A 17018-nucleotide genomic window follows, 5' to 3' on the forward strand; every position below is an offset into this window, starting at 1 on the left:
CCATGGCCACTCATAACAAGGCCAAACTATCTCTCTCCCGACGTTGGGAAGACTACCAGCCTTCGAAGTCCATTTTGGCCTGGGCCAGCATCGCGGCGGTGATCGCCACGGTCGTCGTCGGGTTCAGCTGGGGGTGGCTGGGTCACAGGTGGCACGTCGCGAACCATAGCCGCAGCGGCCGGTGACACGGCACGCGGAGAACTGGCGTCCGCCATATGCGTCGAACGGTTCAACGCGGCACCGGATGCGGCGGCGCGCCTCGCGGAGTTCAAGGCCATACCAAACAGCTTTAAGAAGCGGCAGTTCGTGGAAGCGGGCGGCTGGACAACCATGCCTGGACAGACCTCTCCCGACAGGCGCGGCGCAGAAGCCTGCGCGGTCGCTCTCGCTGCCTAAAGCTCGAGAATTGAAACGGCGACCGCCAGGACGCCCGCCCCGGGCGCGCGCTTCCGATCAATCTGAGCAAGGAATGCGACTGATGATCACTTTCGTAAAGAAAGCCGAGCCCAAACCTGCGCCCGATGAGAGCGAAGGGAACCGCTTCGAGCAGATCCGCAAGGCTGCGAAAGAAGGGCAGCGGAAATCCGACACCGACGGAACCCGACGCCGCGCCCACCAGAAGGCTGAGGACAACAGGCTGATCTGAGGTGCATGCGCCCTACCCGAAAAGGCAGCATCCGATGAGATATCTTGATCTAATAAAGACGGAGCCGTCGCTCTGGCTCCTGATACTGATGGTCGGCGGCGTGGTCGCCACGCTTCTCTACGTGGTTTTGACCAGCATCACCTATTGACCGAACTGCGTGCGGACATGTGTCCTGTGCCGTGCTGCCGTCGCGCGCTCGAGCGGCACGGGTGCGGCACTGCAACCAGTGTCAAACAGGCAACTGGTGAACGCTCCGCGGGTGATAAGCACGTTTGAGAGGAGCGCGCAGATGGCTTCTCGTCACCGTATATCGGATCCTTGCTTACCATAGGCCAGATGATCGGCGAGGTCGCGACTTCCCCCTCAACATGTTCCGGCTGAGAGACGATTGTCGAGATCGTGCCGTCTGAATTCCAGTCTCAGCGGTGCTGCGCCGGTCGCCTCAATCACGCCCTGTACGGCCGCAAAGTCAGTGTTGATAACGCCGTCAATGGCCTGCGCGAGAGCAGGGTGCCGTTTGCCGGCGGGCAATGTATCGGCGCCCAAATGGAGGTCAGCCGCGGTGATAGAGGCCAGGCGGAAAACCGTGTTCTCGCGCATCTCCCATCCGGCTTCGGATCTGACGAGCACCACCCGAGAAACCTGGAACATACAAGGCTTGTGTGCGAGCCGATCCGGCTCCGCGGGGGCCGATCGACCACTACATCAAATGACTTGTTTCGGAGATCGAAACAGATAACTTTCAGACTCTTCGTCCACAGGCCTTGAGATTTGGGGCCTCTTTCCTGTATTGATCTTCACTAGGCCGCGTCTGAGAACGAGACGCTTAGCAAATCGAACTATGTGGTGGCGGTATTTTTCCGGGGTTGAACATCCCGGGCCATGTCGTGGGCCTTCTGCCCCACGCCCTACCCGGCCACCGCCGATCTAAAATTGTGCGCCTGCATTCGCCGCAAGCTGCGCCGGTGCGACCCGGGTATGCGAACACGTCAACGACGAGAGGAGACTTCATGTCCAATTCGAGTGCGATGAACACGGAACTCACCCTGACCGACCAATTGTATAGCGGCAATCCGCTTCAGGATCGTGAGACGAACCAGTATCGCAACGAGTACGTGATGAGCTTTGTCGAGAAGTGGGACGAACTGATCGACTGGCGGGCGCGCGCCGAAAGCGAGGGCCAGTTCTTCATCGATGTGTTGAGGGCCCGCGGCAAGGAAACGGTGCTTGATGTGGCGACCGGCACCGGCTTCCACTCGGTCCGCCTGACCGAGGCCGGCTTCAACGTGACCTCCGCTGACGGCTCGGCGGCGATGCTCGCCAAAGCGTTCGAGAACGGTCAGGCACGCGGCCTGATCCTCAAGACCGTGCAGGCTGACTGGCGCTGGCTCAACCGCGACATTCAAGGCAAGTACGACGCCATCATCTGCCTCGGCAACTCGTTTACGCATCTGCACGAGGAACAGGACCGTCGCCGCGCGCTCGCCGAATTCTACGCCGCGCTGAAGCATGACGGCGTCCTGATCCTCGACCAGCGCAACTACGACACCATGCTCGACGAGGGCTTTTCCTCAAAGCACAAGTACTACTACTGCGGCGATAAGGTCAGCGCGGAGCCCGAGCATATCGACGAGGGTCTCGTTCGGATGCTCTACAGCTTCCCCGACGGGGCGCAATTCACGCTGAACCTCCACCCGATCCGCAAGAACTATGTCCGCCGTCTGCTGTCCGAGGCTGGTTTTCAGAGGGTGCGCACCTATGGCGACTTTCACGAAACCTATGCGGAGAACGATCCCGACTTCTTCATCCATGTCGCCGAGAAGTCGACGCTGCACCTTGTGCGCTGGGGCCGTGGCGCGCATGAGAGCGGCGAGGTGGATGTACGTGACATCGCCGAGACCTATTACGACAGCAACGACGCCGACACCTTCTATTCCACCATCTGGGGCGGCGAGGATCTGCATATTGGCCTCTACGAGAGCACCCAGGACATCCGCGCCGCGAGCGACGAAACCGTCGATCGCATGGCGACCCTCGTTCCGGGCCTCGACCAGTCGACGTGCATTCTCGATATCGGCGCGGGCTACGGTGGATCGATGCGCCGGGTGGTGCGAAAATACGGCTGCACGGCGACGTGCCTGAACATCTCCGAGACGCAGAACGACTATAACCGCGCCAAGACGCGCAACGCCGGCCTCGCCAAGAACATCGGCATCGTCCACGGTGTGTTCGAGGATATTCCAGAGGCCAAGGACAGCTACGACGTGGTGTGGAGCCAGGACGCGATCCTGCACTCCGACCAGCGCGACAAGGTGCTCGAAGAGGTCTGGCGCGTGCTGAAGCCGGGCGGCTACTTCGTCTTCACCGATCCCTGCCAGGCCGACGACGTACCCGAAGGCGTGCTGCAGCCCGTCTATGACCGGCTGCAGCTTAGCAGCCTCGGCTCGTTCCGCTTCTACCGCGAGGCGGCAGAGGCGCGCGGCTTCGAGGTGTTGCGCCAGGAGGAGATGACCAATCAGCTCCGCACCCACTACGACCGGGTGCGCGAAGAACTGATCGCCAACTACGACAAGCTGCGAGAAGGCGGCGCTTCCGCCGCGTATCTTGAAAAGATGCTCGTCGGGCTCGAGAACTGGGTGAAGGCGGCGGATGCCGGCCATCTGGCCTGGGGCATCCAACTGTTCCGCAAGCCTGCGTGATTCGGGGGGACGGGCGGCGCCCGCCGCCCGTCCCTTGACGCTTTCCAGGTCACACAAAACACGGAGCAATCCGCATGGGCGGGCCTTTCCCGAAACACCCCATCGCCGTCTCGTTCAAGCGGTTCCCGCGAACGGGGCTTCATGGACCGCGCCCGTGCCGCCGGCAGCCTCAAACGTTTCTCACAAGGCTGCGGTGTCTCGATTCCCGACTGGATGGAGGCTATGTTCAGCGGACTGGACGATGCGCCCGATATGTGCGCGATGGTAGCGGCAAGCCTTGCCAGCGAGCAGTGCCGCCGCCTCGCGACCGAAGGCGTTGTGGGCTATCACATCTATACCCTGAACAAACCGGATGTGAGTCTCTCGGTCTGCCGCGCGTTGCCCGTGCGCGGATGAGCGCTGAACTGGCCGCGTAGGAGGACAAAAGATATGACAGCCGACATCGAACGCCATGCCGCAGAGCGCATCCTTGTGCTCGATGGCGCGATGGGAACGATGATCCAGCAGGAGAAGCCGAACGAGGCCGTCTATCGCGGCGAGCGCTTCAAGGATCATCCCGTCGACGTCGCCGGCAATAACGAGCTTCTCAGCCTGACTGCGCCTGACATGATCCGCGGCATCCATGCCGCCTTTCTTGAGGCCGGAGCTGACATCCTGTGCACCAACACCTTCGGCGCCAACGCGATCAGTCAAGCCGACTATTCCATGCAATACCTGGTGGCCGAGATGAACGCGGAGAGCGTGCGGCTGGCGCGTGAGGCGGCCGATGCCGTGGCCACGCCAGAGCGGCCGCGCTGGGTTGCCGGCGGGATCGGGCCGACGAACCAGACAGCCTCGATCAGCCCCGACGTGAACGATCCGGGTTTTCGCGGCGTGACCTTTGACGACCTCGCCCGAGCCTATGGTGAGGCGGCGCGGGCGCTGATCGAAGCTGGGGCGGATTTGCTCCTGATCGAGACGATCTTCGACACGCTCAACGCCAAGGCCGCGATCTACGCCATCGAAACGCTGCGCGACGAGGGTCTCGCGGTGCCACCGCTGATGATCTCGGGCACCATCACCGATCGCTCGGGCCGCACGTTGACCGGCCAGACACCCGAAGCGTTCTGGGCGTCGATGAGCCATGCGCGCCCGTTCTCCATCGGCCTCAACTGCGCGCTGGGGGCCGGCGAGATGCGCCAGCACGTCCGCACCCTGTCGCAGGTGGCCGATACCCGCATCAGCGCCTACCCCAATGCGGGCCTGCCCAACGAGATGGGGGGCTATGACGAAACGCCAGAGGACACCGCTGGTCATCTGGGCGAATGGGCCGACTCCGGTCTCGTCAACATCGTCGGCGGCTGCTGCGGCACCACGCCTGCGCATATCGCGGCCATCGCCGAAGCGGTGAAGAACAAGCCGCCGCGCACGGTTCCATCGAAGGTGAAGCGGATGCGGCTTAGCGGGCTTGAGCTGTTCGAGGTATCGGGTGCCGAGGCCCAGCAGCCGCATGAGGGCGCCGTATGACCGGGATCGCGAATTTCATCAATATCGGCGAGCGGACCAACGTCACCGGCTCAGCGAAGTTCAAGAAGCTGATCATGGCCGGCGACTATGCTAGCGCGCTGGACGTCGCGCGCCAGCAGGTCGAGAACGGCGCACAGATCATCGACGTGAATATGGACGAGGGGCTGCTCGACTCGGCCGAGGCGATGAAGACCTTCCTCAACCTCATTGCGTCGGAGCCCGACATCTCCCGTGTGCCGGTGATGATCGATAGCTCGAAGTTCGAGGTGATTGAAGCCGGGCTGAAATGCGTTCAGGGCCGCTCGGTCGTCAACTCGATCTCGCTGAAGGAGGGCGAAAAAGCGTTCCTTGAACAGGCCCGGATCGTGCGCCGCTACGGCGCGGCCGTGGTCGTCATGGCCTTCGACGAGAACGGCCAGGCTGAGACCGCTCAGCACAAGTTCGATATATGCAAGCGCTGCCATGACCTTCTGACCGAGAAGGCGGGCTTCGATCCTTGGGACATCATCTTCGACCCCAACATCTTCGCCGTGGCGACCGGGATCGACGAGCATAACGATTATGCCGTGGCCTTCTTCGAGGCCACCCGCATGATCAAAGAGGCGATGCCGCACTGCCACGTTTCGGGCGGGCTGTCGAACGTCTCGTTCAGCTTCCGCGGCAACAATGCGGTGCGCGAGGCGATGCACTCGGCTTTCCTCTACCATGCGATCCCGCTGGGGTTGGACATGGCAATCGTGAACGCCGGTCAGATCACCGTCTACGACGATATTCCCGACGAGCTGCGCGAGCGGGTCGAGGACGTGCTTTTAAACCGCCGCGCCGACGCGACCGAGCGGCTGTTGGAGATCGCCGACAAGTACAAGGGCTCCGGCGAGGCGGCCAAGAAGGAAGACCCCAAGTGGCGCGAGCAGCCGGTCGAAAAGCGGCTGGAGCACGCACTGGTGCATGGCATCACCGATTTCGTCATCGAGGACACGGAGGAATGCCGCCAGAAAGCGGACAAGCCGCTCGACGTGATCGAGGGACCGCTCATGGATGGCATGAACGTCGTCGGCGACCTTTTCGGCGCCGGCAAGATGTTCCTGCCGCAGGTGGTGAAGTCGGCGCGCGTCATGAAGACCGCCGTGGGCCATCTTCTGCCGTTCATGGAAGAGGAGAAGAAGAAAGCCGGCGACACCTCCGCCAAGGGCAAGGTGCTGATGGCCACCGTCAAGGGTGATGTTCACGACATCGGAAAGAACATCGTCGGCGTCGTCTTGCAGTGCAACAACTACGACGTGGTCGATCTGGGCGTGATGGTTCCGACCGAGGATATCCTTGCCAGGGCGCGCGAGGAGAAGGCCGATATCATCGGCCTTTCGGGCCTCATCACTCCCTCGCTCGACCGCATGGTCGAAGTCGCGGCCGAGATGAAGCGGCAGGATTTCGACCTCCCATTGCTGATTGGCGGCGCGACCACATCGAAGAAGCACACCGCACTGAAGGTTGCCCCGGAATACGCGCACGGCGTGATCCATGTGGATGACGCCTCGAAGGCGGTCGGCGTCGTCTCGCGGCTTCTGTCCAAGACGGCCCGCGCGGACTACCTGGCCGGCATCGCGGCCGATCAGGAGCGGATTCGCGCTGCGGCAAGCCGCGGCGGCGACAGGCCGACGATACCGATCGCCGAGGCGCGAGCGAATGCCTTCGACGGCGAGTGGGACAGCTACGTCCCGCCAGCGCCGCAGACGCCCGGCCTGTCCGTTATCGACGACATGCCGCTCGAAGCGCTGGTCGGCTATATCGACTGGAGTCCCTTTTTCGACACCTGGGAGATGCGCGGCAAATTCCCCGCCATCCTCGACGATCCCGACAAGGGCGCTGCCGCGCGCGAGCTTTACGACAACGCCAGGACGATGCTCAAACGGGTCATGTCCGAGGGCTGGTTCAGGCCTCGCGGTGTGGTCGGCCTCTGGCCCGCCAATCGCGACGGCGACGACGTGGTCGTGTGGACGGGCGAGGACCGCAGGTTCGAGATGGCGCGGCTGCCGCAGCTTCGCCAGCAGGGTCGAAAGTCGACCGATAGACCCAATATGTGCCTGGCCGACTTCCTGGCGCCGAAGGGCATCGACGACTGGATCGGGGCGTTCGCCGTGACCGCGGGCCATGAGGTTCACGAATTTTCCAACCGTTTCAAGGCCGCGGGCAACGACTATGATTCGATCATGGTCCAGGCGCTCGGCGACCGCATTGCCGAGGCCTTCGCCGAGGCCTTGCATGCCCGCGTGCGCCGCTCGCTGTGGGGCTATGCTCCGGACGAGGAGCTCAACAACGAGGCGCTGATCGCCGAGCGGTATCGCGGCATCCGCCCCGCGCCCGGCTATCCGGCCTGCCCGGACCATACCGACAAGCGCACCCTCTTTTCGATGCTCGAGGCGCCTTATCACACCGGCATCGAACTGACCGAAAGCTGTGCGATGTGGCCGGCCGCGGCGGTGTCCGGCTTTTACTTCGCCCATCCTGGCGCCCGCTATTTCGGTGTCGGCCGGATCGGCCCGGACCAAGTGGCCGATTATGCCCAGAGAAAAGGTATGGATCTGGCCGAGGTCGAACGCTGGCTGGCGCCGAGCCTCGCCTACGTTCCCGACCGCAATGCCGCGCGGGTCGAAGCCGAGGACAAGGTCGCGTGACTGCGTGACCGCGACCACCCCATTTCAATGCAGAGGAGAGGAACGAGATGAACGACAAGACCTGGCTTTTCACCAGTGAATCGGTATCCGAGGGGCATCCCGACAAGGTCTGCGACAGAATCTCGGATGCTGTGCTGGACGCCTATCTGGCCGCTGATCCGAACTGCCGCGTTGCCTGCGAAACGCTGGCCACCACAGACCACGTGACCATCGCCGGCGAAGTGCGCGGCCCCGACGAGGTACGCCAGCACGTCGAAGAGATCGCGCGCCGGGCGATCAAGGACATCGGCTATGAGCAGAAGGGCTTCTCCTGGAAGACCTGCGCCGTCAACAACCTGCTGCACGAGCAGTCGTCAGACATCGCAATGGGCGTCGACGAAGGCGACAAGGGCGAGGAAGGCGCCGGCGATCAGGGCATCATGTTCGGCTATGCTTGCAACGAAACCGACGAATTGATGCCGGCCCCTATCCAGTTCTCACACCGCATCCTGCGGCTGATGGCTGAGGATCGGAAAACGGGTAGTCAGCCCAAGTTCGGCCCCGACGCCAAGAGCCAGGTGACGCTCAAATACCGCAATGGCAAGCCCGTCGGGCTCGACACAGTCGTCGTCTCGACCCAGCATGCCGAGGGCCTCAGCCAGGATGAGGTGCGCGAGCTCGTCAGGCCCTACGTCGCGGCGGTATTCCCCGAAGGTTGGACAGTGCCCGAGGACCGGTTGATCGTGAACCCGACCGGCAATTTCGTCATCGGCGGGCCGGATGGCGACGCCGGGCTGACCGGCCGCAAGATCATCGTCGACACCTATGGCGGTGCCGCACCCCATGGCGGCGGCGCCTTCTCGGGCAAGGATCCGACCAAGGTGGACCGTTCGGCGGCCTATGCCGCCCGCTATCTTGCCAAGAACGTCGTGGCCGCGGGCCTCGCCGACAAATGCCAGATCCAGCTTGCCTACGCCATCGGCATGCCGGAGCTGGTGGCGCTGTATGTCGAGACGCTTGGCACGGGACGGGTGGACAACGACAAGCTGTCGTCGATCCTGCGCGAGATGGTGCGCCTGACCCCGCGCGGCATCCGCGAGCATCTGGACCTTATCAAACCCATCTATGCCCGCACCGCGGCCTACGGTCATTTCGGGCGCCAGCCGGACGGCGACGGCGGCTTTTCCTGGGAAAAGACAGACCTGGCAGACGAACTGGCCCGCACCTTCGGCGCCACGCTGGCGGCAGAGTGAGCGAAACGACCCAACCGGAAAGCAAACTCGAGAAATCCACCCTCAAGGATGCGCAATCCGCGACATGTCATTTGCAGCTGCGGGCATCGCTCGTTCAGCAAGTCGCCCCTGATGAGCCGCATGGTCGGCGGTTCCGCCTGAGGCTCGTTGCGTTAAGAAGGTAGCGGCTGGCGCGCGAAGTCGGTGCCCCGGCTTCGCGGTCGCCCTGGCTGCGGACGTTGCGCTCGTCGCTCACGGTCGGAACACCGTACACTGCCGAGGGCCGCATGGCGCCCACAGTCAGCGCCAACTCGTCGGCTCGTTCGTTCCCAACGCTGTCGGATGGCCCCTCACCCAGCCGAGCGTAGTTGGAACCTCATCCAGCTTTTCAGTTCCGACCATGAGCGACAAGCGCAATCCCTATTGCACAGAATTGTGCGTAAGAGCTTGAACCCGCCGGCCGCCCTGCGCTTCGAAAAGGTGGATATGCGCGGTGTCGAAGACGAGATCGATGCTTTCTCCCGCCCGGGAGACGCGCCCGGGTGTAAGCCGCGCAGTCAACTCCAGACCCCCAAGTTCACAAAGCGCAATCACGTCTGATCCCAATGGTTCCAGGATTTTTGTCATCGCGGGAAGCGTGATCGCGTCTCCATGCGCGCGAAACTGGGATGGCTCGAGATGCTCGGGGCGAATGCCGAGGACCACTTCGACGCCGTTCTGTAACCGATATTGCGGCAGCGTAATGCGTAAGTCATCACGGATGACGGCCTCGGCTTTGCCGTCCTCGACCACATAACGGGCCTTGACCATGTTCATGGCCGGCGAGCCAATGAACTCGGCCACGAAGAGATTGGCCGGACGCTCGTAAAGGTCGAATGGCGTTCCCACCTGCTCGATATAGCCATTGCGCAAAACTGTGATCCGGTCCGCCAGCGTCATCGCTTCCACCTGATCGTGCGTGACATAGATCGTGGTGGTCTTCAAAAGCGCATGCAGTCGTTTGATCTGCGTGCGCATGTCGACGCGAAGTTTCGCATCCAGATTGGAAAGCGGCTCGTCGAACAGAAAAGCTGAAGGCCGTCGGACGATCGCCCGCCCCATTGCCACACGCTGGCGTTGCCCACCGGAAAGCTGACCCGGTTTTCGATCGAGAAGCGGGGTGATCTGCAGAATATCTGCCGCTTCGGCTAACCTCTCTTTGACCTCCGCGTCAGAGGCCTTACGCATTTTCAGTCCGAACGCCATGTTCTCACGCACGGTCATGTGCGGGTAGAGCGCATAGTCTTGAAAGACCATGGCGATATCCCGATAGCGCGGCTCGAGCGCGTTCACCTGCTTGTCACCGATCAGAACATCCCCGTCCGTGACCGTTTCCAACCCGGCAACCATGCGCAGCAACGTGCTTTTGCCGCAGCCTGAGGGACCTACGAACACCATGAATTCATGGTCGGCGATCTCAAGCGATACGCCATGGATAACCTCCACGCCGCCGTAACTCTTGATCACATCCTTCAGCTCAATCGTGGCCATGCGCGCCGCATTCCCTTATTGGCACTTGCTTTATCGTTATCGTTATTGATAATGATAAAGGAAACGGACGCAAGCGACAAGAGGCGGTCCAAATGACAATTGCCATGATTGGCAAAAAGGGACGTGAGGCGCCCGCGCGGGTGTCGAAAAGCGCTGAAGTCTTCGAAGGCATCAAGCGGGCGATCATGCTGGGCGAGATCGCGCCCGGTGAGGCTCTCCTGGAGCTCGAGCTTGCCGAATACTTCGGATGCAGCCAGGGCCCGGTACGCGAAGCGCTCCTCAACCTCCAGGACGAGGGCCTCGTCGTACGCATGGGGCACCGGGGCACGCGCGTGTCCGACTGCACGCGGGACGAAGCGGTCGAGATGTTCCGCCTGCGCCACGGGATCGAGACCCGCGGCATCTGCCGCGCCGTCCGGCGGATCAACGACAAGGGGCTTGAAGAGCTGCGCTGCTACCTCGCGGCGATGATCAAGGCTGCCCGCGCCAAGGACGAATACGCCCTCGCCAAGTTCGACCGCAGCTTTCATATGTGTCTTTTCCAGGCCGCCGGCTTGCCGGCGGTCGAGCCACTGCTTTCGCGCTGCATTCTGCACAACCAGCGCTTTAAGATCCTGCACAGCGGCGAGCAGCGTGATCTCAGCGTCACCGCACGGCGTCACGAGTCCATTATCGAGGCGCTCGAATCCCGTGATGAGGCAGCCGCCGCGCGAGCCATCGGCCATCATGTCGCGACGATCGTCGATTTCGGACCGACCTTGTTCGAGCAGCCTTCCCGCGAGGAAAGCGCATGACCGGGCCGGCCGAGCCAGTGGACGCGCGGCTTCCCGAGCTATCGCCCGAAATGCGTGCACTCATCAAGAGGCTCACGGCACAGGACGCGGGGCTCCCCGACCCTTTCACGCTCCCGCTCGATCAGGCGCGCTCTCTCTTCGAGCGGAATAACCAGCGCTGGAACATCGAACTGCCGGAGATGGCAGCGGTCGAGGAGATCGTGCTGCCGGTCGTCTCTGGCGTTGGCGAGATAAAAGCCACCCTGCGAGTTCCTTTCCATCCCCGACCCGGCTTCATCCTTTATCTCCACGGCGGTGGCTGGATGTTCGGCTCGCCGTACACTCATGAACGGGCCATCCGGTATCTCGCGAAGTCCTGCCGAATGGCGGTGATCGCGCCTCACTATCGCCGCTCGCCCGAAGCATCGTTTCCCGCCGGACTGGAAGACTGCGAGGCAGCTTGGCGTGCCACGCGAGCAGCCTGCCCAGAATACGGCGTTGAACCAGGTCCGGCCGGGATTTCAGGAGACTCGGCCGGCGCCAACCTCGCCTTGGCGACCATGCTTCGCGCTCGACAGACTGGCGCTCCCTTGCCCGATTTCGCGTTGCTGTTCTACGGCGTCTATGGCGCGGACTTTTCGACACCATCCTACCGGATGCCGGACCCACCCTACGGGCTGACACCGCAGCGCATGAAGGCCTATTGGGATCGCTATGTGCCGGATCATGCAGTGCGCGGCGATCCCTTCGCCACTCCGCTCACTGCTTCGGACGAGGCGCTGGCGGCCCTTCCGCCCGTCTATCTCAATGCAGCCGAACTCGACCCTCTGAGGGACGACACGCTCGGCCTGCACGAACGCCTCACAAACTTGGGACGCAACGACGCGTGCCACCTGCATCGCGGCGTCGTACACGGCTTTATGCAAATGACTGTAGCGCTTGAGGAGGCGCGCTCGGCCTTTGCTCTGGCGGCAGACTGGCTCGAAGCAGCCGGATATTCATCCAACTAAGGGAGGTAACGATGAGAAGAGCCTTAAAAATCCTGGCCCTGGCGGCGTCGGTATCGGCAATGGCGGGTCTCGCCCACGCCGATTCGACCGTTCGGTTCTGGTACCACTTCGACAACCCGGACAATCCGATGGACGAGCTCATCGCCAAGTTCGAAGAGCAGAACCCCGAGATCACCATCGAAGCCGAGAACGTGCCGTGGAACAGCTACTACGACAACCTGTACACGGCGATTGTCGGCGGCGGCGCGCCGGATGCCGCCATGGTTAAGCTCTTTGCCCAACCGCGTCTTGTCGAAATGGGCGCGCTGGAGCCGATCGACGACTGGCTGGCCAATTGGAAAGGCAAGGACGACCTGCTCGACAACATTTTGGACATCAATGCCGGCCCGGACGGCAGCCAATACTACCTGCCGGTGCAGTATGTGGTGCTTTACCTCTATTACCGGGCGGACATGTTCGAGCAAGCCGGTCTTGAACCGCCCGCCACCTGTGAAGACTTCCTCACCGCGGCCCAGACGCTGACGCAGGACACGGACGGGGACGGCAACAACGACGTCTACGGGTTCGGCTTCCGCGGCGGCAAGGGCGGTCACGATCATTGGGCAAGCCTGGTGCTATCCCACGATGGTGTCTCGCTTGATGAAGACGGGGGCCTGACGAACGAGACGGCCATTGCCGCGAACCAGTGGGTGATCGACTTGCATCGCGAGCACGGCGTATTTCCGCCTTCGGCCCCAAATGACGGGTTCCAGGAAATCATCGCCGCCTTCCAGCAGGGCCGTACGGCGATGACGATCCACCATATCGGCTCCTCCAATGCCATGGCTGAGGCGCTCGGCGAAAAGGTCTCCGCGGCACCGGTTCCTCAATGCGGCGGCGGGCGCTGGACCGCCTTCGGCGACGAGTCGCTGGCGGTGTTCTCCTCGGCGGAAGACAAGGAGGCGGCCTGGAAGTGGATTTCCTTCCTGTCCTCCAGCGAGAACAACGCGCTCTTCAACGAAGCCACCGGCCAGTTGCCCGTGACCAAATCGGATTCGGAGAACTGGCAGAACCACGAGGCGCGCTTTGTTCAGGCGACCATGGACTCCCTGCCCTTCGCCGAGACGCTTCCAGCCACGGGCGCCACGTCGGATTTCGTGGACAATGTCTGGCCACGCGCCATGCAGCGGGCCCTTCTGGGCGAAATCACCTCCGAGCATATGATGCGTGAGATCGAGAAGCTCTACGCATCCGAGTAAAGCCATTTGGCAGCCGGGCCGCGGCCCGGCTGCCCATTTCCCCGGAACTGATTCCGACATGTCCTCAACTGCCAGCATAGTACCGCACGGCTGTAGGAGATCCCGGGAAGGTTTCTCCATCTTTCCTTACGCTCTCTTGACGCCAGCGGTTCTGGTCACCCTGCTGATTGTCTTCCTGCCCATGGCGGAAGCGGTTTTCCTGAGCCTGCACGACTATGTCGTCTGGCGCCCGGCGGACCGCACATTCATATGGTTCGGCAACTTCATCGCAGCCTTTCAGGACGACGTCTTCTGGATCTCCTTCTGGAATACCTTGCTATGGATCGGAATCACCATTCCCGCACAGGCTCTGCTTGGGCTCATCACCGCTATCCTGCTCAATCGCGATTTCTTCTGGCGACCGCTGGCGCGGGCGCTGATCATCATTCCCTGGGCCCTGCCGAGTGTCGTCATCGCCCTGATGTGGCGCTGGATCTATGACGCCAACTACGGCGTCCTCAACGACATCCTGTTCCGGCTTGGGATCATGCAGTCCTCCTTTCCGTGGCTCGCTGATCCCGACACAGCACTCTACGCCATCATTCTCACGCTCACCTGGCAGGGCTTCCCCTTCTTCGCAGGAATGATCCTGGCGGGCCTGCAATCCATTCCCACGAGCTATTACGAGGCAGCGGCCATCGACGGCGCCAGCAATTGGCAGCAATTCCGGAACATCACGCTCCCCGGCATCGCCGGCGTCCTCGGCACGGCGATCCTGCTGCGCACGATCTGGGTCGCGAACTCGATCGACGTCATCTATGTCATGACTGGCGGAGGACCAGGATACGCCACCCACACATTGCCGCTCTACGCCTTCATCGAAGCCCGTTCCAGCCTGAACTTCGGCTATGGCTCCGCGCTTGCGGTGATCTTCACCATGATGCTGACCGGGCTCGTCCTCGTCTATCTCTCCCGCGTGAACAGGACCCTGGACTGATGGTACGCCGCCAATCCGCCCTCCGTTCGATCTTCGGCACGCATCTGCCGGTCCTGGCGATCGTCGTCTTCGCGCTCGGTCCATATATCTGGATGGCGCTGACCTCCTTTACGTCGCAGGATCACCTCCTACAGGCTGGTGTTGCCCTCGATCCGCAGAACTGGACCGCGGCCAACTACGAGCGCCTCCTGAGCCGCACCGATTTTGCTATCAACATGATCCACAGCTTCATCGTTGCGATTGGCACCGTGATCCTAGGGCTCAGCCTGAGCGTCACGGCGGCCTATGCGTTCTCGCGTTTCCGTTTTCCCGGGCGACGACTTTTGATGATCAAGTTTCTAGTCATCAACATGTTTCCAGTCGTCCTTCTTATTCTTCCCTTGTTCGTGATCATGCGGCGGCTCGGCCTCATCGACACCCATGCGGCGCTGGTCATCGCCAACGCGACCGTGGCGATCCCCTTTTCGGTCTGGATGATGACGAGCTATATCAACTCCATTCCCCGAAGCCTTGATGAGGCGGCCATGATCGACGGCTGCTCGCGGCTCGGAGCACTGCGGAAGGTCATCCTGCCGCTCATCCTGCCAGGCATCATCGCCACCGGGATCTACATCTTCATCACGTCCTGGAACGAATACCTCTATGCGCTGACGCTTGGCGGACGCAACGTGCGCACCATCACCGTCGCCATCCAGACGCTCATCGGCGAATACCAGATCGAGTGGGGCCTGCTGACGGCTGGCGGGGTTCTCGGCGCGTTGCCCGCCACACTGCTCTTCCTGCTTATTCAGAAACGCCTGATTTCAGGCCTCACGCAGGGCGCCGTCAAAGGTTGACCAAACCATGGAGAAGGCATCAATGACCAATCCCGTCGGGCTGATTTCGATGCAGATCGCCCGCCCCTTCACCGAAGATTATTTTCCATGGCTGAGCCGGCTCAAGGAACTGGGCTACGATTTCATCGAACTGCTCGTGCCCGAGCCGGGGGACGTCGAACTCGGAAATCTGCGCAGGGCGCTGGACGATGCCGGCCTTGACGTTGTACTCGCCGCGCGCGTCAATATGGAGCGCAACCTGACCAGCAGTGATGCGAACTGTCGTCGGCAAGGCAAAGACTACCTGACATACGCTATCGAATGTGCGCATGAGCTCAGCGCGCGCATCGTCGGCGGTCCGCTCTACGGCAATCCGCTGGTGTTTGCGGGACGCGCGCCGCAGCCGGTCGATGAGGATTTGCGTTCTGCGCGGGAAAATTGGTGCATCGAAGGCCTCAAGACCATCGCTCCGCTTGCCACGCAGGCGGGTGTGAGGCTCGCCGTAGAACCGCTCAACCGTTTCGAGACCGACATCCTCTGCACCACCCGGCAAGCAATCGCGCTCATCGATCTCGTCGATGAACCGTCCGTGAGGCTCATGCTCGACACGTTCCATATGCACATGGAGGACGCGAGCATCCCCGAGGCCATCCTGGAAGCAGGCACCCGTATCGCGCATTTCCAGGCAAACGAGAACCATCGCGGCTTCCTCGGCACCGGCGCGACCGACTGGATCGCCGTCGTCAGGGCGCTTCATGCCGTCGGTTATGACGGCCCCATTTCGCTGGAGCCGTTCCGCCGCAACGACGATCGCATTGCCGTGCCAATCGCGCAGTGGCGGCCGCCACACGAGGACGAAACCGAAAGACTTTCCGCAAGTCTCGCCTTCTTGAAGAGTGCGATAACAATGGGACGCTATCGTAGATGACGCTGAATATCGGCTGGATTGGCTGCGGGCGCCACGCCTCGCAAATGCTTTTGCCTCAACTCGTCCGTGAAGATGTCAGGATCGCCGCGGTCTGCGACGTCAATTCCGTCCGCACTGCCGAAGTCGCCCGGCAATACGGGGTGCGCGATATCTTTTCCAATGCGCACGACCTGCTCGTCCACCCCGGGCTCGACGCCATAGGTCTCGCCATCGGTCCCGCCGCACATCTCGAGATCGGCATGGCGGCGCTCGGGCGCGGTCTGCCGGTCTTTATGGAGAAGCCGCCCGGGGCTTCCCACGAGGATGCGCTGCGCCTGCAGGACATGTCCCAGAAGGCCGGGAAACCCCTCGTGGTCGGGTTCATGAAACGCTTTTCAGTCGGCAACAAGATCGCCAAGAGGGTCATTGAGCGGGATTTCGGCTCCCCTCTCGGTTTCTACGGCTCGTACATGACGGCGCCCACCTATTTCGAGGGCAATGCCGACTACACCGGATTCCTGCTGCACCACTGCGTGCACTACATGGACCTTCCGGCCCATCTCGTCGGCCCCATCGCGGCGATGGAGCCGCGCGTCATTGAAAGGGAGCCTGGCAAGATCCTACTTCACATCGCTATCGAATTCGATAACGGGGCGATCGGAACACTGGTGATGGGAACGATCCAGTCCCGCGGCACGCCTATGGAATTCGTGCAGGTGATGGGGGATCACCGCCGCATCGAGATCGACAACATCGTCCGGGTCTCATACCACCGCGACCCACCGTTCAAGTCCGACAACCCGGAGGCGAGCCTGTTCGATGGGGAAGATACTTTGACCTGGCGTCCGAATTTCACGGCCGCGGCGAACGAGGATTTTAAAGGATACCATGAATTGCTGACGAAGACAGTTGCCGCCTTCCGTGGAGAACGTAGCGCAGTCCCCCTGATTGAGGACGGCGTCACCGCAATGCGTTGGCTCGAGACTGTCCGCGCCGGCCTCCCTGCATGAAATCAAGCACCGTGGCGGTGGGGAG

At 62.1% G+C, this 17018-nt stretch carries 13 protein-coding genes and 2 pseudogenes; 13 read left to right on the forward strand and 2 right to left on the reverse strand.

The window, feature by feature from the left end; all coding sequences use genetic code 11:
- The first annotated feature begins 2 nt into the window (after nt 1–2).
- A pseudogene (locus N5A92_RS18185) lies at nt 3–396 on the forward strand (hypothetical protein).
- Nucleotides 397–478: 82 nt separating this feature from the next.
- Nucleotides 479–646: a hypothetical protein gene (locus N5A92_RS18190; protein WP_260905218.1), complete on the forward strand. Its 168-nt coding sequence runs from the start codon at nt 479–481 to the stop codon at nt 644–646.
- Nucleotides 647–1009: 363 nt separating this feature from the next.
- Here the strand turns inward: N5A92_RS18190 and N5A92_RS18195 are convergent, their stop codons facing one another.
- On the reverse strand, nt 1010–1246 hold the full coding sequence (locus N5A92_RS18195; RefSeq protein WP_260905219.1) for a PIN domain-containing protein: 237 nt from the start codon (nt 1244–1246) through the stop codon (nt 1010–1012).
- A gap of 410 nt (nt 1247–1656) precedes the next feature.
- Here N5A92_RS18195 and N5A92_RS18200 point away from each other — a divergent pair, with 410 nt between their 5' ends.
- The 4 genes and pseudogenes from N5A92_RS18200 to metK all read left to right on the forward strand — a co-directional run bounded on the left by N5A92_RS18200 (nt 1657) and on the right by metK (nt 8755).
- Nucleotides 1657–3345 (forward strand): glycine/sarcosine N-methyltransferase, encoded by a 1689-nt coding sequence (locus N5A92_RS18200; protein ID WP_260905221.1) that lies wholly within the window; start codon nt 1657–1659, stop codon nt 3343–3345.
- A 141-nt stretch (nt 3346–3486) separates the two neighbouring features.
- Entirely contained in the window at nt 3487–3741 is a 255-nt protein-coding gene (locus N5A92_RS18205) for a methylenetetrahydrofolate reductase (RefSeq protein ID WP_260905223.1), read from the forward strand.
- A 33-nt stretch (nt 3742–3774) separates the two neighbouring features.
- Nucleotides 3775–7523: pseudogene (metH, locus tag N5A92_RS18210) on the forward strand (methionine synthase).
- A 47-nt stretch (nt 7524–7570) separates the two neighbouring features.
- Nucleotides 7571–8755 (forward strand): methionine adenosyltransferase, encoded by a 1185-nt coding sequence (metK, locus tag N5A92_RS18215; protein ID WP_260905224.1) that lies wholly within the window; start codon nt 7571–7573, stop codon nt 8753–8755.
- A 399-nt stretch (nt 8756–9154) separates the two neighbouring features.
- On the opposite strand, the gene N5A92_RS18220 is transcribed toward metK, so the two are convergent.
- Nucleotides 9155–10264, reverse strand: coding sequence for an ABC transporter ATP-binding protein (locus tag N5A92_RS18220; protein ID WP_260905225.1), 1110 nt, complete (start codon nt 10262–10264; stop codon nt 9155–9157).
- 92 nt (nt 10265–10356) lie between these two features.
- Between N5A92_RS18220 and N5A92_RS18225 the strand changes: the two genes are divergently transcribed.
- The 7 genes from N5A92_RS18225 to N5A92_RS18255 all read left to right on the forward strand — a co-directional run bounded on the left by N5A92_RS18225 (nt 10357) and on the right by N5A92_RS18255 (nt 16993).
- Nucleotides 10357–11058 (forward strand): GntR family transcriptional regulator, encoded by a 702-nt coding sequence (locus N5A92_RS18225; protein WP_260905227.1) that lies wholly within the window; start codon nt 10357–10359, stop codon nt 11056–11058.
- Nucleotides 11055–12047, forward strand: coding sequence for an alpha/beta hydrolase (locus N5A92_RS18230; RefSeq protein ID WP_260905228.1), 993 nt, complete (start codon nt 11055–11057; stop codon nt 12045–12047). Before N5A92_RS18225 ends, N5A92_RS18230 begins: the two co-directional genes overlap by 4 nt.
- 11 nt (nt 12048–12058) lie before the next feature.
- Nucleotides 12059–13285, forward strand: coding sequence for an ABC transporter substrate-binding protein (locus tag N5A92_RS18235; protein WP_260905229.1), 1227 nt, complete (start codon nt 12059–12061; stop codon nt 13283–13285).
- A 136-nt stretch (nt 13286–13421) separates the two neighbouring features.
- Nucleotides 13422–14261, forward strand: coding sequence for a carbohydrate ABC transporter permease (locus tag N5A92_RS18240; RefSeq protein ID WP_260905231.1), 840 nt, complete (start codon nt 13422–13424; stop codon nt 14259–14261).
- Nucleotides 14258–15097 carry a carbohydrate ABC transporter permease gene (locus tag N5A92_RS18245; protein WP_313958434.1) on the forward strand — a complete coding sequence of 280 codons (840 nt, stop codon included), beginning with the start codon at nt 14258–14260 and terminating at the stop codon, nt 15095–15097. The genes N5A92_RS18240 and N5A92_RS18245 overlap by 4 nt, the downstream gene beginning before the upstream one ends.
- Nucleotides 15098–15119: 22 nt before the next feature.
- Entirely contained in the window at nt 15120–16004 is an 885-nt protein-coding gene (locus N5A92_RS18250) for a sugar phosphate isomerase/epimerase family protein (protein ID WP_260905235.1), read from the forward strand.
- A complete protein-coding gene (locus N5A92_RS18255) occupies nt 16001–16993 on the forward strand; it encodes a Gfo/Idh/MocA family protein (RefSeq protein WP_260905236.1) in 993 nt (330 codons plus the stop codon). Before N5A92_RS18250 ends, N5A92_RS18255 begins: the two co-directional genes overlap by 4 nt.
- Nucleotides 16994–17018 lie beyond the last annotated feature (25 nt).

This window comes from Chelativorans salis (genome assembly GCF_025336525.1).
GTDB classification, from domain to species: domain Bacteria; phylum Pseudomonadota; class Alphaproteobacteria; order Rhizobiales; family Rhizobiaceae; genus Chelativorans; species Chelativorans salis.